This window comes from Pantoea sp. KPR_PJ (genome assembly GCF_041386365.1).
In the GTDB taxonomy this organism is placed as follows: Bacteria; Pseudomonadota; Gammaproteobacteria; order Enterobacterales; family Enterobacteriaceae; genus Pantoea.
In genome coordinates this window covers 118449-141166 of sequence record NZ_JABMIK010000006.1, presented here as the reverse complement: position 1 = coordinate 141166, position 22718 = coordinate 118449, and the positions used below count along the sequence as shown (strand labels likewise).

The window sequence follows — 22718 nt, the reverse complement described above, 5'->3', positions numbered from 1 at the left end:
GTCTGTATTCCAAACCGAGGACGCTATTAAGACACAGGGGCATTTATTTAGCAAACCTTAATTGAATTTATTTTAACCGCTTAAACGCCCGGATGGCTGTGGTGAGCCTGGGCCGACTTCACAACTCTGGCTTTCGCCCGTCATGGCTGTGCGGTTCACGTGATACTCTTTGCCAGACTGTCGCTCCCCTTTGCACAAACAACAGGTAGTATGAAACGCAGATTACCTTTTCAGGTGAAACTCTTTCTCTCTCTGGTACTCTTTTCCTGCCTGCTGCTCGCACTGCTGGGCACGATTCTGTTTCATTTTATCGATCGCCAGCTTCACCACGATCTGGGGCAGCGCGCGCGCGTGCAGGCAAGTGAAATTGCGTTGATGCCGGGGCTGGCAGATAAGATCGCGCGCCGCGATCTGGCGGGTATCGCCGCGCTGATCCAGCCTCTGCGCGCGCAAAGCGATGCCAGCTACTTTGTTATCGGCGATGCCCATGAGCAACATCTTTATCACTCGGAATCACCGGAGCGCCTTAACTTGCCCTTGATTGGTGGTGACAATGCAGAAGTCTTGCAGGGGAAAACCATCATCTCAGTGCGCAAAGGCGGTATCGGCGTCTCACTGCGCAGCAAAGCGCCTGTCTTTAACGATCGGCACCAGGTGATCGGCATTGTCTCGATCGGCTATCTCACCTCCTATATCGCTAACATCAACATCAGCCTGCTGTGGCAGGCAAGCCTTTACGGTCTGGCACTGCTCCTGCTGCTGTTTATTTTTTCCTGGATGTTTAGCCGTAATCTTAAAAAACAGATGTTCTGGCTGGAGCCGAAAGACATTGCGCTGCTGGTGCTGCAGCAAAAGGCGCTGCTTGAGGCGATGTATGAAGGGGTATTTGCCGTTAACGCCGAGAAGCAGCTGATTCTCATCAACCGTGCCGCCCGGGAACTGCTGGCGATTGAGCAGAGCGAAAGCGAACTGCTGGGCAGGCCGCTCAATGAAATTGTGCAGATCCATCCCGCCTTTCTCAGCCACCGCGCGGGGCAGGGCAACCCGCGCGATCACGATCAAATTACCGTGCTCAATCAGCGCCAGGTTATCGTCAACCGGGTGGCAATTGAACTTGAACCCGGCGAGCCAGGCGGATGGGTATGCAGTTTCCGCGATAAAAACGATATCAACACCCTGAGCAGCCAGCTAAGCCAGGTAAAGCGATACGCTGACAGCCTGCGTATTATGCGTCATGAACAGCTCAACTGGACCGCCACGCTGGTGGGGCTGCTGCAGATGCAGCGTTACGACGATGCCATACGCTACATCCAGGCGCAGTCATCGGGGGCGCAGCAGGTGCTCGATTTTGTCTCGGCGCGCTTCACCTCGCCCGCCCTCTGCGGGCTGCTGCTGGGAAAATATGTCAGCGCGCGTGAAAAAGGCGTGGAGCTGACGTTCGATCCGGCCTGTCAGCTAACCCGCATCCCCGCGACGATCGGCGAAACGGCACTGATGTCAGTCGTGGGGAATTTGCTGGACAATGCGGTTGATGCCACGCTCAAGGCGGGCCACCCTGCTGCGCCGATCGAACTCTATATTTCCGATCGCAACCGGGAGCTGGTGATCGAGGTGGCCGATCAGGGCTGTGGCGTAGATGATGCCCTGAAGCCGCACCTGTTTGAGCAGGGCGTGACCAGCAAGCCATCCTGCGGCAATGAGGCGACGGGTTCAGAGCACGGCCTTGGCCTTTACCTGGCGGCGGGTTATGTTCATCAGGCGGGCGGCAGCATCGAAATTGAACACAATTCGCCGCAGGGCACTATCTTCTCGGTGTTTATCCCGGTTCAGCCCACAGCGTCGACAGGAGCTCGCCATGAGCCATGTTAAACCACTCAGTGTCGTGATTGTTGAAGATGAGCCGCACCTTGCCGGTTTGCATCGTGAATTTATTGAGCAGCATTTTCATCTGCGCGTGGCGGGCATTGCGGGCACGCTGGCGCAGGCACGCCATCTTATCGAGCAGCACCAGCCGCGCCTGGTGTTGCTCGATAACTATTTGCCGGACGGCCAGGGCGTCACGCTGATCGACGATCCGCTGCTAAAGCGTTTTGAGTGCTCAGTGATTTTTATTACCGCCGCCAGCGACATGCAGACCTGTAGCCATGCGATGCGCAGCGGGGCGTTAGACTATCTGATTAAACCGGTCTTTTTTGGCCGTCTGCGTGCCTCGCTGGAACGCTTTATGCTGCTGGTACAGACCATGAGCCAGATGAAAAAGGTGGACCAGCATGCGCTTGATAAACTGTTCAATCTGCCGGTCGGTGACGCACCGGCCGCGCCCTCAACCAAAGGGATCGAGACGCTGACCCTGACGCGCGTTAAGGCGTTTTTTAGCGATGCCCCGGACAGCAGCTGGTCGGTAGAGCAGGTGGTGGAAAAGGTCGGGATCAGCAAAACCACGGGTCGCCGTTACCTGGAATATTGTGTAGAGATCGGCTTTATCGGCGTGGAGATGCAGTATGGCAACATTGGTCATCCACGGCGGCTCTACCGCAAGATCGCCGGAACGTAATAGTGTGATCGGGCGCAAACCACCTGCCAGGCCCTGCCGTGGTTTTAATGGTGTTAATTGCCAAAAAAACGCCAATAATCACACTTCGCGAAGATAACAATCCGTCACCTCTTGTCTACCGAATCTGTTCGGCTATGTTGACCTTTAGTGCATAAAGTGTAACTAAAAGGTTAATTATAATGTCAAACATTACTCCTCTGTCTCTGGTTGCTGCGACCGTATTTATCTCATCTTCGGCTTTTGCTGCCCTGCCACAGGGCTACCCGGCGGACTATCAAAAAGTAGTGGATGCCGCGACCAAAGAAGGCAAAGTCATTATCTATTCCACCACCGACATTAAAGCTGCCGGGCCGCTAATCAAGGGGTTTGAAACCACCTATCCCGGTATCAAAGTTGAATATAACGACATGAACAGCACCGAGCTGTACAACCGTTTTATCAGTGAGCAAGCCTCGGATGGCAGCAGCGGCGACGTGGTCTGGAGCTCCTCAATGGATACCGGCCTGAAGCTGGCAACCGACTACGCGCAGGAATATCAGTCACCCGAACTGGGGCAGCTGCCGAAGTGGGCAGTCTGGAAAAACAAGGCGTATGGCACCACCTATGAACCGGTGGTCATTATCTATAACAAACGCATGATCCCGGCCGGTGACGTGCCTGATTCACACACGGCGCTGGCAAAGCTGATCGCCAGCCAGACTGATAAGTTTAAGGGCAAAGTGACCACCTACGATATTGAGAAATCGGGGCTGGGCTTTATGCTCTCGGTACAGGATTCCAAAGCCGATCCTGACTATTTCAAAACGCTGGCAGAGGTAGCGAAGGGCGGTTTGTCCGTTCAGTCCTCAACGGGCACCATGATGGAAAGGGTGTCGTCGGGTGAAAACCTGATCGGCTTTAATATCCTTGGCTCTTACGCGGAAGCGCGTGCCAAAACTGACCCGTCTCTGGGTATCGCCTATCCGAAGGACTACACGCTGGTGCTGTCGCGCGTCTCGTTCATTAGCCAGCAGGCGCCAAACCGCGAGGCGGCCAAACTGTGGCTGGACTACGTGCTGTCGGAGAAAGGGCAGAGCATTCTGGCTAATCAGGCTGATATTCCCTCGCTGCGCAACGATATTGAAGGCAAAAATGACATTGATGGCATGACCAAAATGCTGGGCAATGCGCTGAAGCCTATTCCGGTTGATGAAAGCCTGCTGGAGTACCTGCAGCCGAAAAAACGTCTCGATTACATCAAACAGTGGCGCACGGCCGCCGGTAAATAACGGTAGCAGGGAAGCGCGGCCGCTGCGCCGCGCCTCTTTTCCTCTCGTCTGATTTCGCCATTCAGGGTTTCAATATGAGTGCATTGCGCAGAAAGTGGCAAAGCCTGCCGCGCGGCGTTGTGGTGCTGATCACCGCACTGGTTATCTATGTGCCGCTGTCGTTTATCGTTGTACAGAGTTTCTTATCCGCGCCCTTTTTTGCGCCGTCTAAAGCGTGGAGCCTGGAAGCATTTGAGTTTATTTTCACCGATCCCGACTTTTACAAAGCGCTGCGAAGTGGTTTTATTCTGGCCTTTGGGCTGGTGATTATTGCCATCCCGCTCGGGGGGATTCTGGCGTTTCTGATGGTGCGCACCGACCTGCCGGGAAGACGCATCATTGAGCCGCTGATCCTCGTGCCAATTTTTGTCTCGCCCATGGTGCTGGGGTTTGGCTATGTGGTGGCCGCCGGGCCGGTCGGTTTCTTTTCGCTGTGGGCCGAGTCGCTGCTGGGCTTTGTGCCGTGGAATATTTACGACCTGTCGAGCATTGTGATCATTGCGGGTCTGACGCACGTCCCCCATGCCTACCTCTACATTTCGTCGGCCCTGCGCAGCGTGGGATCGGATGTGGAGGAAGCGGCGCGTATTGCCGGAGCTTCGCCGTTACAGGTGATGACAGCGGTTAGCCTGCCGATGGTGCGCCCCTCTATTCTCTATGCCGTTGTGCTGCTCTTTTTCCTCGGGCTGGAGGTGTTTGGCCTGATGCTGGTGCTGGGCGATCCCGAAGGCAACATGGTGCTGGCCACCTATCTCTACCAGCTGACCAATAAACTCGGTACGCCCTCTTACCATCTGATGGCGGCCGTGGCGGTGGTCCTGATCTGTATCACGATTCCGCTGGTGATGCTGCAACGCCGGCTGATGCGCACCGCCAACCGCTTTGTCACTCTGAAGGGCAAAGCGTCACAGGCGCGAGCCCTGCCGCTGGGCAAATGGCGCTGGGTTGCCGGTGCGGTGGTGGCCTTCTGGCTGACGGTGACGATTGGCGTGCCGCTGCTCGGCGTAGTGCTGCGTGCCTTTATCTCTAACTGGGGCGTTGGCGTTTCGCTGTGGGATGAGCTGTCGATCAAAACCTTCCAGACTATCTGGGCACAGCCCAACCTGCTGCGGGCGATCGTCAACTCCATGGCTATCGGGGTGATTGGCGGCGCATTAGCCGTGGCCTGCTACCTGTTTATTGGCATTGCCATGCACCGTAAGCCAGATAACACCACGCGTTTTCTCGACTACAGCGTGCTGGTGCCGCGTGCCGTGCCGGGACTGCTGGCTGGACTGGCGTTTCTCTGGGTCTTTCTTTTCCTGCCGCTGTGGCTGGATAACTCGCTTAAATCGGGCTGGCTTTCCGATTTCGCCTGGTCGCAGTGGCTGCGCGATAACCTGATTGTCTGGCTGCGTTCGCTGCGCAGCACCATTTTCAGCGTCTGGCTCGCCTATACCGTGGTGTGGATGGCGTACGGCTTGCGGCTCATCTCCTCTACGCTGCTTCAGGTGGGGCCGGAGCTGGAAGAGGCGGCGCGCAGTACGGGAGCCACGCGTGGACAGATTACGCGTCACGTCACCATCCCTCTGTCACGCTACGGTCTGATTGGTTCCTGGTTACTGATGTTCCTGATTTTTGAGCGTGAATACTCTACTGGCGTCTATCTGCTGTCGCCCGGCACGGAAACCATCGGCTCAATGCTGGTTTCGCTGTGGGCTGCGGGCGCTATCGATATTGTCGCTGCGCTCTCCTTTATTAACATCCTGCTGGTGGTCGTCGGTCTGGGTATTGCCCTGCGATTTGGAGTGAAATTACATGATTGAATTAACGGTGGAAAATCTGCATTTAACCTATGGCGACAATCCTGTGCTGAAAGGGGTGTCGATGAATTTGCAGCGCGGTGAGGTGGTTTCACTGCTTGGGCCATCTGGTAGCGGTAAAACCACGCTGCTGCGCGCCGTCGCCGGGCTGGAAAAACCGACGCAGGGTACCATCGTTATCGGCAAAAACAGGGTCTATGCCGGAACGCCGCGCAGCGAGATCCCGGCGGAAGAGCGTAACCTGGGGCTGGTGTTTCAGTCCTACGCGCTCTGGCCCCATAAGACGGTGTTTGAGAATGTGGCCTACCCGCTGAAGCTGCGTAAGGTCGCCTCAGGAGAGATCAATCAGCGGGTGCAGGACGTACTCAACCAGCTGGGGCTGGGCCATCTGGGTAAGCGCCATCCGCATCAGCTTTCCGGTGGGCAGCAGCAGCGCGTCGCCATTGGCCGCGCGCTGGTCTATAACCCGCCCGTTATTCTGCTGGATGAGCCGCTGTCGAATCTCGACGCCAAGCTGCGTGAAGAGGCGCGAGTCTTCCTGCGCGAGCTGATCATCAAACTGGGCCTGTCTGCGCTGATGGTAACGCACGACCAGAATGAGGCGATGGCGATATCTGACCGTATCCTGCTGCTTAATAACGGCAAGATTGAGCAGCAGGGCACGCCGCAGGAGATGTATGGTTCTCCGAAAACGCTGTTTACCGCCGAGTTCATGGGGAGCAATAACCGTCTGCACGGTAAAGTCACCGAACTGCGCGACGGTAAGGCGCGCATTGAGGGCAAAGGCTGGGCGCTGTGGGGCATGGCAGGTGAGGGCGTGCAATCCGGGCAGGAGGCCACGGCGGTGATCCGCGTTGAGCGTGTGAAACTGGTTGAGGGGCCGGGTGACAACCAGATGGAGCTGCCGCTGGTCACCAGTATGTATCTGGGCGATCGCTGGGAATATCTGTTTCGCACTGCCGGCGACGATTTTGCGATTCGGGCCTACGGCAATGACGTTCGGGATCCTCAGCATTGCTGTCTGGCGCTGCCCGAAAACCATTTGTGGATTTTCCCAAAGGCGTAAGGTAAGGGCGGCTCTGGCCGCCTGCTTTATCTCCAGGGAGAGTGGCTGTCGCAGAGTGAAAAGAAAGCGGTCGTTGCGATGCAAAATCTCGCGTTTGCTCTGGTCACGCAGAGGGCAGTCAGCCTGTGTTAAGACCCCCACGCTTCGTCTGTTTCACGCCAGCCTGATATAAAAAAGCCGACCCGGGGGTCGGCTTTTGACTTACTCTTCCGCCAGAAACAGCTCCAGCAGCGAGTTCAAAAACAGTTTACCTTTGTCGGTTATCTGCCAGTGGGTTGCGCTCTCCGCCACGTAGCCTGCGGCAATCGCCGCCTCCATCTGCGGGCGAATGGCCAGCTCGCTCAGGCCGGTGTAGCGGCTGAACTCGTCGCGCGGCGCGGCCTCCAGCAGGCGGAAGCGGTTCATAAAGTACTCAAACGGCTTCTCCGCGTCGGCAACCTCATACTGCTTCTCCTGGTAGCGGCCCTGCATAAAGCCGCGCGGATGACGCGTCTTCACGGTTCGTACAATGCGTCCGTCTGGCTGCGTCAGTTTACCGTGCGCACCACAGCCGATACCGAGATAGTCACCGAAGCGCCAGTAGTTAAGATTATGCTCGCAGCGGTAGCCAGGCTTTGCATAGGCCGAGGTCTCGTACTGCTGATAGCCGGCAGCGGTCAGCAGGCGATCGCCTTGCTCGAAGATATCCCACAGTGCGTCATCATCCGGCAGCACAGGCGGGCGCGAGCCAAACAGCGTATTCGGCTCAATGGTCAGCTGATACCAGGAGAGATGGGGCGGATCGAGCGCGATAGCCTGTTGCAAATCGCTCAGCGCCTCTTCCAGCGACTGATCGGGCAGGCCGTGCATCAGATCAAGGTTAAAGCTGCGCAGCGATAAGCCATCAGCCAGCTGCGCGGCGCGTTTCGCCTCTTCCGGCCCGTGGATGCGCCCCAGACGCTCCAGCTTTTGCGGGCTGAAGCTCTGCACACCAATAGAGATGCGGTTGATACCGGCACGCTGGTAGGCGCTGAAGCGATCTGCCTCCACGGTACCGGGATTCGCCTCCATGGTGATCTCCGCATCGGCGGCCAGCGGCAGGCGCGCTCGCACACCCTCCATCAGCATTTGCATCGCCTCGCTGCTCAGCAGGCTTGGCGTGCCGCCGCCGATAAAGATAGTGCGCACCTCGCGTCCGTGCGTCAGCGGCAGATCGTTTTCCAGATCGCGCAGCAGGTGCTGCACATATTCGATATGCGGCACCTCACCTTTTAACGCATGGGAGTTGAAGTCACAGTAAGGACATTTCTGCACACACCACGGAATGTGGATATACAGGCTTAACGGTGGTAAATCAGGCATTGCGCATCGCTTCCAGCAGCAGCGTCAATGCTTTACCCCGATGAGAAACCGCGCCTTTTTCCGTTTTGCTTAGCTCAGCGGCGGTTTTGCCCAGTGCGGGCACGTAGAAAATCGGATCGTAGCCGAAGCCGCCTTCACCGGCTGCGGAGCGGGTAATCTCGCCCGCCCAGCTGCCGTGAAAAACCAGCGGCGTTGGATCCTCTGCGTGACGCAGATAGACCAGTACACAGTGGAACTGTGCCTGACGTTCGCCGTCCGGTACTGACTCCAGCGCATTCAGCAGCTTCTCAAGATTTTCCCGATCGCTGGCGTGCTCCCCGGCATAGCGCGCAGAGTAGATACCCGGCGCGCCGCCCAGCGCATCCACCGCCAGACCGGAATCGTCAGCGATGGCGGGCAGGCCGGTGATCTGTGCCGCGTGGCGCGCTTTCAGAAGCGCGTTTTCAATAAAGGTCAGGCCGGTCTCTTCTGCCGACTCTACGCCCAGATCGGTTTGCGCCACGATATCCAGGCCAAAGGCGGCAAGCAGATCCGCCAGTTCACGTACCTTGCCGGGATTGCCGGTGGCGAGCACAACTTTTTGCATAGCAGTTCCAGTCATATTTACAGCAGAAACCAGAGACCCGGAAAGAGGTCCATGCCGAGGAAATTCAGGGCATAGAGCACCAGAATCACAATCATTGCTGAGAAGTCGATGCCGCCCATCGCAGGCAGAATGCGGCGGATCGGTGACATCAGCGGTTCAGTGAGCTGAACCAGTACATAGTCGAGCGGGCCACGGCCCTGGCTGATCCAGCTCATCAGCGAGCGCACGATAATGACCCAGAACACCAGATAACCCGCAGATTTCACCAGCGACAGCAGGCCAACCAGCAGGTTGGCGGGATCGACCGAAAAAGCGCCGACCTGAATCAGCAGCAGAATCGGGTATTTCAACGTGGTGAGCACAAACGCCAGCAGCAGCGAGGCGGTATCAATCGGGCCGATAGCCGGAATAATGCGGCGCAGCGGCTTAATAATCGGCTGGGTAATTTTAACCACAAACTGCGCCAGCGGATTGTAGAAGTCACAGCGTGACCACTGCATCCAGATGCGCAGCAGCAGCACCATCACATACAGGTCGATCAGCGTTTTGACTAAAAACGTCAGTGTTAACATGAGGTTCCTCAATTATTGTTGTGGGTTGCGCGCATAGTCTCGCGCGCCAAAAATCGCGGTGCCGATACGCACCATGGTGCTGCCTGCGGCAATGGCCGCCTCCATGTCGTCGCTCATTCCCAGAGAAAGCGTATCAACGTCGGGATAGTGCTGTTTCAACTGCTGGAAGGCGGCGGACATTTGCTGACACACCGCCAGCTGACGCTGATAGTCGCTCTCCGGTGCGGGAATCGCCATCAGGCCGCGCAGACGCAGCTGAGGCAGGACGGCGACCTGCTGCGCCAGTTCGGGCAAAGCCTCCAGCATGATGCCAGATTTGCTGTTTTCGTCACTGATATTTACCTGAATCAACACATTCAGCGGCGGCAGCGAGGCGGGCCGCTGATCGTTCAGGCGCTGGGCAATCTTCAGCCGATCTACCGTGTGACACCAGGCGAAGTGCTCCGCAACCAGACGACTCTTGTTCGACTGCAACGGTCCAATGAAGTGCCACTGCACGTCAGGATGTGCGGCCAGCGCCTCAATCTTTTCAACCCCTTCCTGCACGTAATTTTCACCAAAGGCGATCTGCCCGGCATCGATCGCTTCTGCGACTGCGCTTGCAGGTTTGGTTTTGCTGACGGCAAGTAGCGTAACTTCTTCTGGATCGCGCCCGCATTGCGTCGCGGCAGCGCGGATTCGCTGACGCAGTTGCTGTAGGTTGTGCTGGATTGAGGTCATCGTCAGGAGGCTGTCTATGGAGTTGGAAGAAATTGTGGCGCTTAGTGTAAAGCATAATGCTGCCGATCTGCACCTGTGCAGCGGAGATTCGCCTCGCTGGCGACGCCACGGACGACTGGAGAGAGTGCCGGATATCGCGCCGCTGACAGCGGACTGGCTGGAGCGTGTTGCCAGAGACTATCTGGAGGCGCGGCAGCAGGCAGAGCTGGCGGCACAGGGACAAACTGACTTCGCGCTTTGCCTGGCCAGTGGGCAGCGAGTACGCGGCAGTTTTTTTACGCAGCGGCAGGGAATATCGCTGGCACTGCGTTTGCTGACAACCTGTTGCCCGACCGTAGAGAGCCTGTTCCTGCCGCCTGCGGTATCGCGCTGGCTGACGCTGGAGGATGGGCTGATTTTGATCACCGGCGCCACGGGCAGCGGCAAATCGACCACGCTGGCAGCGATGGTGGGGGCAATCAACCGCCAGCAGGCCAGGCATATCATCACGCTGGAGGATCCGATTGAGTTCGTGCATACCAGCCAGCGGTCGCTTATCCAGCAGCGCGAGATCGGCACCCACTGCGCTTCATTTAGCCTGGGGCTGCGGGCCGCGCTGCGTGAAGATCCCGACGTGATTTTACTGGGGGAGCTACGCGACAGCGACACTGTTCGCCATGCGCTGACCGCGGCGGAAACCGGCCATCTGGTGCTGGCGACGCTGCACGCGCGCGGTGCACCACAGGCGATCGAGCGGCTGGTGGATCTCTTTCCGGGGGAAGAGAAGCCGCTGGTGCGCAGTCAGCTAGCGGGTAGCCTGCAGGGAGTGATGGCGCAAAAGCTGGTACCCACCAGCGATAACGCCCGCATCGGCCTGTTTGAGGTCTTAATTACCACGCCTGCTGTTGCCAGCCTGATCCGCGATGGCAAGGTGCATCAGATTGGCGGCGTGCTGCAAACGGGCGCACAGGCTGGCATGCAAACCTTTGAACAGAGCCTGCTGGCGCGACAGCGGGAAGGGCGTGTTGCGCCGGCGCCTGGCGAAAACAGCGTGCCAGCATCGTGCGAAGGCTAGCCGTGGGTTTCGAACCAGTCCTGCAAGATAATGGCGGCGGACTGTGAGTCGACTGAGCCTTTACTGAGGGCGCGGTAGCCGCCGCGCTCAAACAGGCCAGCGCGCGCCTCCACAGTGCTAAGGCGTTCGTCCTGAAGCTCAACGCGAATGCCAAAGCGGCCATGCAGGCGATTAGCAAATTTACGCGCGCGGGCGGTAAGCGGCTGCTCGGTGCCGTCCATATTTAGCGGCAGGCCCACTACGACAAAATCGGGCTGCCACTCTTTCAGCAGGCGCTCAATCTGTAGCCAGTCTGGCGTGCCGTCCTGCGCCTTGAGCGCGGCAAGCGGGCGGGCGCTGCCGGTGAGTTGCTGACCCACCGCCACGCCGATACTTTTGGTGCCGAAGTCAAAGCCTAACAGGGTTTGCGTCGTCATCAGGCGTGTCCCGCATCACTGGCGATGCTGTGAATATCGATGCCCATGCTGCGTGCGGCTTCGCGCCAGCGCTCGGCAATCGGCGTCTGAAACAGAATATTGCTGTTGGCCGGTGTGGTCAGCCAGGCATTCTCCATCAGCTCATTTTCCAGCTGATCTTTCTCCCAGGCGCAGTAACCCAGCGCCACCAGCACATGCTCCGGCTGTGAAGCCGTGCCAAGCGACTCCAGCACGTCACGCGAGGTGGTGATTACCGTATTATCAGAAATACGAATGCTGGATGAGAAGGTGCGCTGCGCGGAGTGAAGGATAAAGCCGCGATCGTCAGCCAGAGGGCCACCGCTAAAGACAGGTTTATCCAGACGAATCGCGGGGTCGCGCTCGCCAGAAACGATTTTAAGCTTCTTTAAAATGCCTTCCACCGTCAGGTTTTCCATCGGCTTATTGACGATCAAGCCCATCGCACCTTCTTCATTGTGCTCGCAGATATAAACCACAGAACGTTTGAAAAAGGGGTCCAGTAGTGAAGGCATGGCAATCAAAAAATGATGCTGTAAATTCATTCTCACTCGATGTACCAAAAGATAGCCGGCGCGGGTACGCGCCGGTTTGGGTTGATCACGGAGCCTGGCTCCAGGGTCATGCTCAGCCCAGACGCTTCTCGATTGCGTCCATCAACATGCCGGTGATGGAGATCGGAAATGCGGCTTCAATTTCACGCACGCAGGTCGGGCTGGTGACGTTCACTTCAGTGAGTTTATCACCAATGATGTCCAGGCCGACAAAAATCAGCCCTTTTGCTTTCAGCGTTGGGCCGACACGACGGGCAATTTCCCAGTCGCTTTCGCTCAGAGGACGTGCTTCACCGCGACCGCCAGCGGCCAGGTTGCCGCGCGTTTCGCCACCCTGCGGAATACGCGCCAGGCAGTAAGGTACCGGCTCGCCGTCAACCACCAGCACGCGCTTGTCGCCTTCTTTGATGGCGGGCAGATAGTTCTGCGCCATACAGAAGAACTGGCCATGGTTTGTCAGGGTTTCGGTGATCACGCCAAAGTTCGGGTCATCCTGCTTTACGCGGAAAATTGACGCGCCGCCCATGCCGTCCAGCGGCTTCATAATAATATCGCCATGCTCCTGCCAGAAGGCGCGCAGCTTCTCTTTGCTGCGTGTCACCAACGTATCCGGCGTAAACTCGGAGAACCATGCAGTATAGAGCTTTTCGTTACAGTCGCGCAGGCTTTGTGGTTTATTCACGATCAGCGTGCCCTGTTCTTCGGCGCGCTCCAGAATATAGGTGGCGTAGATAAATTCGGTGTCGAATGGCGGATCTTTACGCATCAGCACTACGTTCAGGTCAGCCAGCTTGATCTCCTGCTCGCTGCCAAACTCGTACCATTTGTCATAGTTCTGATCCACGCTCAGCAGACGCGTGCGGGCATAAGAAACGCCGCCGCGCAGAGAGAGGTCGGCCATCTCCATATAGTGAATTTCGTAACCGCGACGCTGTGCCTCCAGCAACATGGCGAAGCTGGTGTCTTTTTTAATATTGATGGACGCGATGGGGTCCATAACGATGCCAAGTTTAATCATTATTCTCTCCTCAGAGAGGCGGTTTTTTCCGCCTCGTTCTGTGCGGTCAGCCAGGCTGACCAGTCAGGACGCCGGTAAATGCTGCGCGCGTCTTAATATAACCCCTGATTATTCCTTAACCCAGATCGCCAAACCTCACCTGGAGTGCCGTAATTGCAGTGAGCGCCGTGGTTTCCGTGCGTAAAACGCGCGGGCCGAGCAAAATATCGGTAAAGCCGTGCTCACCGGTCATGGCAATCTCTTCGGCGCTGAGCCCCCCTTCCGGACCAATCAGCAGGCGAACCCGCTCAACCGGCTGCGGCAGTGTATTAATGCTGTGCTGCGCGCGTGGATGCAGGTTGAGCTTCAGGCCGCTGTCAGCTTCGGCGCACCAGGCCTCCAGCGCCATCACCGGACGAATTTCTGGCACGCGATTGCGGCCGCACTGTTCACAGGCGGCGATAGCGATCTTTTGCCACTGCTGGCGCTTTTTCGCCAGCCGTTCAGCATCCAGCTTGACGCCGCAGCGTTCGGAAAAGAGGGGAGTAATCACGCTGACACCCAGTTCGATTGACTTCTGGATAGTGAACTCCATCTTTTCGCCGCGCGACATCACCTGGCCCAGATGCAGATGCAGGGGAGATTCACGATCGTCAGGCTGGCCTTCAAGGACTCTTACTTTTACACGCTTTTTATCAACATGCGTGATCTCTGCTGCAAAAGTCAGATTAGTGCCATCAAAGAGTTTCAGACGCTGGCCGCTGGTCATACGCAGAACGCGACCAACATGGTTAGAGGCATCTTCGTCCAGCATGATTTCGCTGTTGCTGAGTAAAGGTTCGGAATGATAAATGCGAGGTATGCGCATACAGGCCCTGAAAGCTGAGCGCCGCGCACGCGGCGCGGCAGAATCGAGAAGAGGTTAGTGTAGGGCAGTGATTTTAACGCTGGCAAGCCTGCTGCACATAAGGATTATGATTACCCTGCACGCGGGCGATGCGCTGGTCACGTTCACACTCCCAGCGGGAAACCGGATACTGCTTGTTCCAGACGGTAAAAAGCTGAGTCTGCTGGCGTGACAGGCGCAGATGATACTGGTCGCGCATATAGAAGTAGGTACGGGCAATGGCACCGCGGGCGCGGGCCGGCGGCTCGGCCTGCTTGTTTTTGAAATCGACCTTCATGGCACACTGACCATACTGCTGCTCGCCACCGTTCCACTGGCTGTAGGCAAAGTTGCCGCGGTCGCCGTTCACTTCACCCACGGCGGGCTGCAGGTTATGCAGATCGCTTTCAATGCGGCGATATTCAGCATCTTTGCTGCAATTTTTGCGGCCGCCGTTCTGCCAGCACTGACGCTGGTGACCAAACTCCCAGGCGGGCATCACATGCTCCCACTCAATGCGGCTGGCGCGGTTGGCATTTTTGCGGGCGTGGTAGCCGCAGCTGTTGAGATCGGGAAGCCCTTTTTTACCCTGCCAGTTGATTTTACAGCCACAGTAAAACGAGCCGGGCGCATCCGCGTTAATGGCGGCGGCGAAGGTTTTCGCCTGCTGGAAATTATTCTGATGATAGGTATTCAGCGACAGCGCCTGTGAGGCTAAGGGGGAGAGGAGCAGCGCGACGGCAGCGATTAATTTGCGAGACATGTTCCAAAGTTCTACCTGGTCGGAAAAAAAGGGCGGCAGGGTAACAGAATGGCAGGGCGAGCGGAATGGGAATTCCGCTCAGGATGGCAGATAGTCGCCGGGTTTTAGCAAGCTTTTACAGTGCACGCAGCGATATTCGCTTTCGCCGCGCAGCACGCGGTTATGACGACGCACGGTCAGGTGATGCTGCTGGCAGCCGCAGCGGTAAGGAAAGGTTTGCGCCCGCACCGAGGCAATTTCAAACTGATGGGTGCGGCGCGCGGGCACGCCGAGCACCTCCTGCATCATCCATTTCCACTCTTTGCCGTGCGGCGGCACGCGGCCAAAGACTTTCCATACCAGCAGGTGCGCCAGCTCGTGCGGCACCACCTCCTCGACAAAGGCCTGCTGATTTTCCAGCAGCAGTACCGGATTGAGGCGAATCTCCCACTTCTCCAGCCAGGCGGTTCCGGCGGCCGTGCCGCGCTGCTGGTAAACCAGTGCGGGTTCGGCGAAAGGGCGCTCCAGCCTTTCACTGGCAAGCTGTAAAAAGTGACGCAGCGAGCGCATAACGGCCTGCTGAATGGCAATGGGAAGGCGGGGTGTTTTCATGCCGGAAAGGATAAGCGGCGGGGAAGGGGAACTCAACCAAATAAAAAGGCGGGCCTGGTAGCCCGCCTGAGTGACTTAATCGTGTGAACCGATGTCGCGCAGTTTTTTGCCTGCCATCAGGTTACGCTCGATATGCTCCAGCGAAACGTTTTTGGTTTCCGGGATAAGCACCAGCGTCAATACAATAAAGAAGACGTTCAGCAAGCCGTATACCCAGAAGGTTGGCGCGTTGCCCAGCGTATTCAGCATGGTCAGGAAGGTCGCACCGACAATCATATTGGCAATCCAGTTAGTCGCGGTGGAGACCGTGATACCGAAATCGCGGCCTTTCAGCGGCTGAATCTCTGAGCAGAGCACCCAAATCAGCGGACCGGCGCTCATGGCAAAACCAATGATAAACATCAGCAGCATGGCAATCGCAAAGTATTGCGCGCCCTGCGAATGAATACCCATATGCAGCATGGTACCCAGCACGCCCATACCGGCCGCCATCACCAGGAAGCCCAGCACCAGCGTGGGTTTACGCCCCCAGCGATCCACCAGACCGATAGCGATAAAGGTCGCCAGCACGTTGACCAGACCGACAATCACCGTCCCCCACATCTGCTCTGTGGTGTTCGAGAAGCCCGCAATCTCAAAAATCTTCGGCGCGTAATACATGATGACGTTCATGCCGGTGAACTGCTGCATGACCTGCAACAGCACGCCCAGGAACACCGCGCGACGGAAGTTGCTGTTGCTCTGGAACAGCTGCCAGCCAGACTGCTTGATCTTCAGGCTTTCGCGGATCTCTTCCAGTTCGCGTTTTGCCTGTTCACTGGTGTCGCGCAGACGATCGAGAACGCGCTGAGCGTCGCGGAAGTCACCTTTTGCCGCCAGCCAGCGCGGGCTGTTAGGCAGAAAGACAACGCCGATCAGCAGCAGAATTGCCGGAATGGTGATGATGCCCAGCATCCAGCGCCAGTCGCCTGATGCGCTAAACGCAGTATCAGAAAGATAGGCACCCAAAATACCGATGGTAATCATCAGCTGATAAAGTGAAATCATACTGCCGCGAATTTTTTCCGGGGCGATTTCAGACAGGTAGAGCGGTGCCGTATAGGACGCCACGCCAACGGCCAGACCCAGCACCACGCGCGCTACAATCAGCATTTCCGGGTTCGGGGCCATCGCTGACCACAGCGAACCAATCACAAACAGAATAGCACCGGCCATCAGGCTCTTTTTACGACCCAGATGCGACGACATCCAGCCGGAGCCGATAGCACCCACGGCCGCGCCGAACATCATTGAGCTGACAATCCATTCCTGCTGGTGTGCCGTCACGTTAAAGTCTTTGGCGATAAACGGCAGTGCGCCCGCGATCACGCCGATATCCAGTCCAAAGAGCAGACCCGCCAGGGCCGCAAGAAAGCAGACAAAAAAAGTCATCGCCTTATTAGACGTTCTGCTTTTGTGAGTGTTGCCAGGCATTTTGCCTCCGAGTTTATCCATCATTGTTGTTATCAATGTTAAAAAACCTTTTTCGGGGAAAAAGTGAGGGCGATCACGCTAATGTAATCGCTTACACACGCCGAAACCCTGAAATTCAGCATATTCAGCCCGAAAAGGTTAAGTAACCAGTAAGGTATAGCACCTGTTGAGTTTCTGACATGGCGTTAATTATCGGCTATCAGAGGACGCTGAAAATAACGCATTTTCAGTAGAATGACCACGCAGGTTAAATCCTAAATAGCAGATAAATAAAGCGATTCAATTTGTAATCGGTAACACGCTCCGCGCAGATGAGTTCCAGAAGTGTAGTTGAGATAACCAAAAAGGGTGCAGCGAAGGAAATGCGGGCAGTAGCAGCAGCAAAAAGAAAGGCTGCCCCCGGGCAGGGACAGCCTGAAAACAGACTTACAGGCCAGCGGCCTCGCGCAGCTGTGCCGCTTTATCTGTTTTTTCCCACGGGAAGTGCTCACGACCAAAGTGACCGTACGCTGCCGTCTCTTTATAGATCGGCTGAAGCAGATCCAGCATCTGAATCAGACCATAAGGACGCAGGTCGAAGAATTCACGAACCAGCAGCGTCAGCTGTTCAGTCGAAATTTTTTCGGTGCCAAAGGTTTCCACCATGATGGAGGTCGGTTCGGCCACGCCGATGGCGTAAGAAACCTGAATCTCGCAGCGGTCCGCCAGGCCAGCGGCAACGATGTTTTTTGCCACATAGCGCGCTGCATAGGCCGCAGAGCGGTCAACTTTTGACGGATCTTTACCAGAGAATGCGCCGCCACCGTGACGCGCCATACCGCCGTAGGTATCAACGATAATTTTGCGTCCGGTCAGGCCACAGTCACCCATCGGGCCGCCGATAACAAAACGTCCGGTCGGGTTGATGTGATATTTGGTGCTGGCGTTGATCCACTCGGTCGGCAGAACCGGTTTGATAATCTCTTCCATCACCGCTTCGCGCAGGGTGGCCTGCTCGATATCTTCAGCATGCTGCGTGGAGAGGACAACGGCGTCGATGCCAACGATTTTGCCGCCGTCATACTGAAACGTAATCTGGCTTTTTGCATCCGGACGCAGCCACGGCAGCGTGCCGTTTTTACGCACTTCAGACTGACGCTGTACCAGACGGTGCGCATAGGTTACCGGCGCAGGCATCAGTACGTCAGTTTCGTTAGTGGCATAGCCAAACATCAGGCCCTGGTCGCCTGCGCCTTGCTCCAGCGGATCGGTGCGGTCAACGCCCTGGTTGATATCGGGTGACTGTTTACCAATCGCGCTCAGGACGGCGCAAGAGTTGGCATCAAAGCCCATATCGGAATGAACATAACCGATCTCACGTACGGTATTACGGGTAATCTCTTCGATATCAACCCAGGCGCTGGTGGTGATCTCACCGCCAACCAGCACCATACCGGTTTTTACGTAGGTTTCGCAGGCCACGCGCGCTTTGGGATCCTGTTCCAGGATGGCGTCCAGTACGGCGTCAGAAATCTGGTCGGCGATTTTATCAGGATGTCCTTCTGATACGGACTCGGACGTAAAAAGGTGTTTAGCCATTCTGTTCTTTACCTTACAAATGGTTTGAATACGACTGCATAGCGTAAGTGAGGTGAACCTACTTGACGCCCCTTCAGGCAAAGCCGCGAGCAGTTGAAGACGTGTCAGTTATTCAGGCGCAAACCGCCTGGATGTTAACCAGTTTAGATGGAAAACCATCTGGACGGCCATTTTAGGTTAAGGGATAAACGAAATGCCAGCCCTTTTTCTGTTACGGCATTTTTCGAAAAGGTCTGGCGGCAAAAAAAAGAAACGCCCTGTCCCGACAGGCCAGCGAAACGCTTTGCAATTTCCCCCGCTGAGCGGTATAAAACGCCGCAGCTGCCTGGTGCAGCCAACAGGATAACGCCGCTGTGCGTAACCACTGTCAGAGTCCCTCTCTGGCATTCACCCGGTTTGTTTCCACATGCGAAAACATGTGTGGAGGTGACACAAGTAATGAACCACGCTCTCCTTCTTTGCGGTTCTCTGCGCTCCAGCGGTACACTGGCGTTTTCCTGTCCTGCCTTTTCTCCTCTTTGCCGACGATTCGCGTTCTGTGGTCACAGTCCTGACAGGCGCGCCGGTTAATCTGTTCTTTTTTATTGACGCTAGCGGGCTGTGACGCATCAGTGAACATCGTGCTGCATTCAGGGTCCACTTACACGTAACGGGTCTGAGTGTTTTACACTTAGTTTTATGCTTTTTTCATTTTGGCCTTGTTGTCAGGTAGACGGGACAAAGCGTTTTATGTGGCAACTCATTAACAGACAGGACGCGGGAAAAGCGCGTAACTGTTTCACATTCCATCAGAAATTCGAGGTTCGTGATGTCTGACGACATGAAGACTATCAAGGGTTCGTCAGCTGGCGAACAGGGTGTGCTCCGCTCAATGCAGGAGGTTGCGATGAACGACCAGGATGCCAGCAAAATGCTGCGTACCTATAACGTTGCCTGGTGGGGCAATAACTACTATGACGTTAATGAACTTGGCCACGTCAGCGTCTGCCCCAATCCGGATGAACCGGCACTGCGCGTCGATCTCGCCAGGCTGGTCAAAGAGCGTGAGGCTCAGGGACAGCGCCTGCCGGCACTCTTCTGCTTTCCACAGATCCTGCAACATCGTCTGCGCTCTATTAACGCGGCGTTTAAACGCGCGCGCGAATCCTACGGCTATCGCGGTGACTACTTCCTGGTTTACCCCATCAAGGTTAACCAGCATAAGCGCGTGATTGAGTCGCTGGTAAACTCAGGCGAACCGCTGGGGCTGGAAGCGGGCTCTAAAGCCGAGCTGATGGCGGTACTGGCACACGCCGGTAAGACCCGCACGGTAATCGTCTGCAACGGCTACAAAGATCGTGAATATATTCGCCTGGCGTTGATCGGCGAAAAGCTCGGCCATAAAGTCTACCTGGTCATCGAGAAGATGACAGAGGTGCGCATGGTGCTGGAAGAGGCGGAGCGCCTTAACGTTATTCCGCGCCTGGGTATTCGCGCGCGTCTGGCGTCTCAGGGATCGGGCAAGTGGCAGTCGAGCGGCGGAGAAAAATCGAAGTTTGGCCTGGCCGCGTCACAGGTCTTGCAGCTGGTGGAGATTATGCGTAATGCGGGCCGCCTCGACAGCCTGCAACTGCTGCACTTCCATCTCGGTTCGCAGATGGCGAACATTCGCGACATTGCCACTGGCGTACGCGAGTCGGCGCGCTTCTACGTTGAGCTGGCAAAGCTGGGCGTTAACATCAAATGCTTCGACGTAGGCGGTGGCCTGGGCGTCGACTATGAGGGCACCCGTTCGCAGTCTGACTGTTCGGTTAACTACGGCCTTAACGAATATGCCAATAACGTTATCTGGGCCATTGGTGATGCCTGTGAAGAGCATGGCCTCGACCATCCAACGGTGATCACCGAATCGGGCCGGGCTGTGACCGCGCACCATACCGTGCTGGTCTCTAACATCATTGGCGTCGAACGTAACGAGTTTATTACGCCGCAGGCCCCGCAGGAGGATGCGCCGCGCCCAATCCTCAGCATGTGGGAAACCTGGCAGGAGATGCACGAGCCCGACGTACGCCGTTCGCTGCGCGAGTGGCTGCACGACAGCCAGATGGATCTGCATGACATCCATACCGGCTATGCGTCCGGCACTTACGATCTTTCCCAGCGCGCCTGGGCTGAGCAGCTCTATCTGAGCATTTGCCACTATATTCAACAGCACCTGGATCCAAGCAACCGCGCACACCGTCCGATCATTGACGAACTGCAGGAGCGTATGGCGGACAAGATGTACGTCAACTTCTCGCTGTTTCAGTCAATGCCGGATGCCTGGGGTATCGATCAGCTCTTCCCGGTGCTGCCGCTGGAAGGTCTGCACAAGAAGCCAGAGCGCCGTGCGGTGCTGCTGGATATTACCTGCGACTCTGATGGCACCATCGATCACTACGTTGATGGCGACGGCATTGCCACCACCATGCCTATGCCGGAGTACGATCCTGAGAACCCGCCGATGCTTGGCTTCTTTATGGTAGGTGCGTATCAGGAGATCCTGGGCAATATGCACAATCTGTTCGGCGATACCGAGGCGGTCAACGTCTACGCGCGGCACGGAGGTGAGGTTGACGTGGAACTTTCCGATGAAGGCGATACCGTTGCCGACATGCTGGAGTATGTTCAGCTCAACCCCGATGAGTTAATGACGCTGTTCCGCAATCAGGTTAAAGAAACTGACCTTGATGATGAACTGCGCGCCCAGTTCCTTGAAGAGTTTGAAAGCGGCCTTTACGGCTATACCTACCTCGAAGACGAGTAATCTCTTCCCCGCCGGGTCTCCTCAGAGGCCCGGCCTTTCTCTTCCCCGCCTCAGCTCCGCTCCGCTCCGGATCACTTTTTATCCGATCTGTGATCGCTGTCAACGTTTCACGGCGCGTTAAGCATCTGCCCCCTCTCTTTACACGGCTGTGACCACACGGTCGCCAAATTTCTCAAAAAAATCGCGATGTTAGCGCCGCGCTTTGATCAGCACATCTTATAGATTGTTAAAAAGCAGCAGGCTTTCTGATGTAATTTCATGGGTATATATAATAATTTCTAAACATTATGACTATTTCGCACTTCAGTTTACATGAAACTAACTGGCGCTTTCTGGAAATTAGAAAGCGGCTCTTTTCAGATGTTATTTATCAGTCATGATGAAGTTTTTACTTAAGTGGGTTTATTTAAAGCCTTTTAAAACAACGGCGTATACTTTTTTGAATTCGTCAAGTCCACTATAAAAATTAATTTCCCGCATGTTTATAAAATTTCAGTGTCTGAAAAATTGCAATAAATAAGGTTATTGATTGCTTTTGCCTATTGAAAATTCCAGCAAATCTGACTTAAATCTATTTTTCAAAGTGTAAGTTGTACGTTAGCATCTGGTTAAGGTGTTAAGAATATTCTATGTTTTCTTAACTTTCACATGAGTTTTCCTGACATTTCCGTTGCTGGTTTTTAGGTGGCTGACTTATCGGGTGGAGCGGGTAGCGGTAGAATGGGTCGCCAATTAAATCTTCGTCAGCATTACGTATTTCTGCTTGATCCTGTTCATGCCCCCTCCGGGCAGACGATCGCATGGGAGCTATTAACGCGCTTCATGCCTGGCAAGGCTATTACCGATGATGTGCTGACCCGCGATGAGCACTCGTTATTCAGCTGTCTGCTGGCCACGGAAAAATGGCAGCTGTTTTTGCTACAGCTTGAGCAGGTTACCCAGCTTTATAAAACTGGCTTTAACGGCATTATCAGCCTCAATATCGACAGCGATATTATTAATGACATTCTTAAGAGCGACGCTGTTCAGCAACGGCTCAATCAGTTGCCCTGTTTGCGACTCGAAATTTCTGCTTTCTTCACCGAACGTTATCAGGCGCGCGATCGCCTGCAGCTGCAAAATCTTGTCGCTATTACGCCAGCGCTATTATGGCTGGATGACTTCGGCGCAGGCAGCTCAACCTTATCCATGCTCAATAGCGGGATATTTGAATATGTGAAAACGGATAAAACCTTCTTCTGGAAATATGGGGAAGGATACGCCTTTGATTCCTTGCTCAGTCACCTCAACGATATGTCGCGCGGCGTCATTGTTCAGGGGGTAGATAATCCACAGCAGCAGGATCGGTTGATGCACAAGCCGGTTGTGGGTTTACAGGGGGAGCAGTGGAATAAACATCCTCTCACTGACTTTGCTCGGGTTTTTCGCAAAGAAGTAACTGAAAAATCGCATAAAAAATTTAATGTTGGATCAATAAACCACACTCATTTTTTATGATTTTTAGCTTTCACTTTGTTGAAAGGTGAAGGCTTACCCATGGGGTTATTAAAACAATAAAAGTGATTCCCTCACCAGGATAAAGACTCAACGACTTAGTTTGATTTCATTCACAGAGGTGAAATCGGCAAAGAGGGGAGTGAATAGCACACAGCGTT

20 protein-coding genes are annotated in these 22718 nt (G+C 55.6%); 8 read left to right on the top strand and 12 right to left on the bottom strand.

All coding sequences use genetic code 11. The features are described 5' to 3' along the window. Nucleotides 1–210: 210 nt before the first annotated feature. The 5 genes from HP564_RS14145 to HP564_RS14125 all read left to right on the top strand — a co-directional run bounded on the left by HP564_RS14145 (nucleotide 211) and on the right by HP564_RS14125 (nucleotide 6729). Complete coding sequence (locus HP564_RS14145; protein WP_371244051.1) at nucleotides 211–1869, top strand: ATP-binding protein; 1659 nt, start codon at nucleotides 211–213, stop codon at nucleotides 1867–1869. After that, nucleotides 1856–2554: a response regulator gene (locus HP564_RS14140; protein ID WP_371244049.1), complete on the top strand. Its 699-nt coding sequence runs from the start codon at nucleotides 1856–1858 to the stop codon at nucleotides 2552–2554. Before HP564_RS14145 ends, HP564_RS14140 begins: the two co-directional genes overlap by 14 nt. Nucleotides 2555–2733: 179 nt before the next feature. Beyond that, a complete protein-coding gene (locus tag HP564_RS14135; protein WP_371244048.1) occupies nucleotides 2734–3822 on the top strand; it encodes an ABC transporter substrate-binding protein in 1089 nt (362 codons plus the stop codon). Between the two features lie 74 nt (nucleotides 3823–3896). Further along, nucleotides 3897–5666 carry an ABC transporter permease gene (locus HP564_RS14130; RefSeq protein ID WP_371244047.1) on the top strand — a complete coding sequence of 590 codons (1770 nt, stop codon included), beginning with the start codon at nucleotides 3897–3899 and terminating at the stop codon, nucleotides 5664–5666. Further along, a complete protein-coding gene (locus tag HP564_RS14125) occupies nucleotides 5659–6729 on the top strand; it encodes an ABC transporter ATP-binding protein (protein ID WP_371244045.1) in 1071 nt (356 codons plus the stop codon). The genes HP564_RS14130 and HP564_RS14125 overlap by 8 nt, the downstream gene beginning before the upstream one ends. Nucleotides 6730–6930: 201 nt before the next feature. On the opposite strand, the gene hemW is transcribed toward HP564_RS14125, so the two are convergent. The 4 genes from hemW to HP564_RS14105 are packed head-to-tail and all read right to left on the bottom strand — an operon-like array spanning nucleotide 6931 to nucleotide 9948. Then, a complete protein-coding gene (hemW, locus tag HP564_RS14120) occupies nucleotides 6931–8070 on the bottom strand; it encodes a radical SAM family heme chaperone HemW (RefSeq protein WP_371244043.1) in 1140 nt (379 codons plus the stop codon). After that, a complete protein-coding gene (locus tag HP564_RS14115) occupies nucleotides 8063–8656 on the bottom strand; it encodes an XTP/dITP diphosphatase (protein ID WP_371244041.1) in 594 nt (197 codons plus the stop codon). Before HP564_RS14115 ends, hemW begins: the two co-directional genes overlap by 8 nt. Nucleotides 8657–8673: 17 nt before the next feature. Further along, nucleotides 8674–9228, bottom strand: coding sequence for a YggT family protein (locus HP564_RS14110; RefSeq protein ID WP_371244039.1), 555 nt, complete (start codon nucleotides 9226–9228; stop codon nucleotides 8674–8676). 12 nt (nucleotides 9229–9240) lie between these two features. Next, complete coding sequence (locus HP564_RS14105) at nucleotides 9241–9948, bottom strand: YggS family pyridoxal phosphate-dependent enzyme (protein ID WP_371244037.1); 708 nt, start codon at nucleotides 9946–9948, stop codon at nucleotides 9241–9243. A 16-nt stretch (nucleotides 9949–9964) separates the two neighbouring features. Here HP564_RS14105 and HP564_RS14100 point away from each other — a divergent pair, with 16 nt between their 5' ends. Then, nucleotides 9965–11002 carry a type IV pilus twitching motility protein PilT gene (locus HP564_RS14100; protein ID WP_371244035.1) on the top strand — a complete coding sequence of 346 codons (1038 nt, stop codon included), beginning with the start codon at nucleotides 9965–9967 and terminating at the stop codon, nucleotides 11000–11002. Here the strand turns inward: HP564_RS14100 and ruvX are convergent. From ruvX to metK, 8 genes are all read right to left on the bottom strand, one after another. Next, entirely contained in the window at nucleotides 10999–11418 is a 420-nt protein-coding gene (ruvX, locus tag HP564_RS14095) for a Holliday junction resolvase RuvX (RefSeq protein WP_371244033.1), read from the bottom strand. The genes HP564_RS14100 and ruvX overlap by 4 nt on opposite strands. Then, nucleotides 11418–11981: a YqgE/AlgH family protein gene (locus HP564_RS14090; protein WP_371244031.1), complete on the bottom strand. Its 564-nt coding sequence runs from the start codon at nucleotides 11979–11981 to the stop codon at nucleotides 11418–11420. The genes ruvX and HP564_RS14090 overlap by 1 nt, the downstream gene beginning before the upstream one ends. 82 nt (nucleotides 11982–12063) lie before the next feature. Further along, entirely contained in the window at nucleotides 12064–13008 is a 945-nt protein-coding gene (gshB, locus tag HP564_RS14085; protein WP_033752255.1) for a glutathione synthase, read from the bottom strand. A gap of 115 nt (nucleotides 13009–13123) precedes the next feature. Continuing rightward, the gene (rsmE, locus tag HP564_RS14080; RefSeq protein ID WP_371244029.1) at nucleotides 13124–13855 is read right to left on the bottom strand and encodes a 16S rRNA (uracil(1498)-N(3))-methyltransferase; all 732 of its coding nucleotides are present in this window, start codon (nucleotides 13853–13855) and stop codon (nucleotides 13124–13126) included. Between the two features lie 73 nt (nucleotides 13856–13928). Next, nucleotides 13929–14636 (bottom strand): deoxyribonuclease I, encoded by a 708-nt coding sequence (endA, locus tag HP564_RS14075; RefSeq protein WP_371244027.1) that lies wholly within the window; start codon nucleotides 14634–14636, stop codon nucleotides 13929–13931. A gap of 78 nt (nucleotides 14637–14714) precedes the next feature. Continuing rightward, the gene (locus HP564_RS14070; RefSeq protein ID WP_371244025.1) at nucleotides 14715–15227 is read right to left on the bottom strand and encodes a SprT family zinc-dependent metalloprotease; all 513 of its coding nucleotides are present in this window, start codon (nucleotides 15225–15227) and stop codon (nucleotides 14715–14717) included. 75 nt (nucleotides 15228–15302) lie between these two features. Further along, nucleotides 15303–16700 carry a sugar porter family MFS transporter gene (locus HP564_RS14065; protein WP_371244256.1) on the bottom strand — a complete coding sequence of 466 codons (1398 nt, stop codon included), beginning with the start codon at nucleotides 16698–16700 and terminating at the stop codon, nucleotides 15303–15305. A 426-nt stretch (nucleotides 16701–17126) separates the two neighbouring features. Further along, nucleotides 17127–18278, bottom strand: coding sequence for a methionine adenosyltransferase (gene metK, locus HP564_RS14060; protein WP_371244023.1), 1152 nt, complete (start codon nucleotides 18276–18278; stop codon nucleotides 17127–17129). Nucleotides 18279–19086: 808 nt separating this feature from the next. On the opposite strand from metK, the gene speA reads away from it, so the two are divergent. Next, the gene (speA, locus tag HP564_RS14055; protein ID WP_371244021.1) at nucleotides 19087–21063 is read left to right on the top strand and encodes a biosynthetic arginine decarboxylase; all 1977 of its coding nucleotides are present in this window, start codon (nucleotides 19087–19089) and stop codon (nucleotides 21061–21063) included. Between the two features lie 684 nt (nucleotides 21064–21747). After that, on the top strand, nucleotides 21748–22560 hold the full coding sequence (locus tag HP564_RS14050; RefSeq protein ID WP_371244019.1) for an EAL domain-containing protein: 813 nt from the start codon (nucleotides 21748–21750) through the stop codon (nucleotides 22558–22560). Nucleotides 22561–22718: the final 158 nt, after the last annotated feature.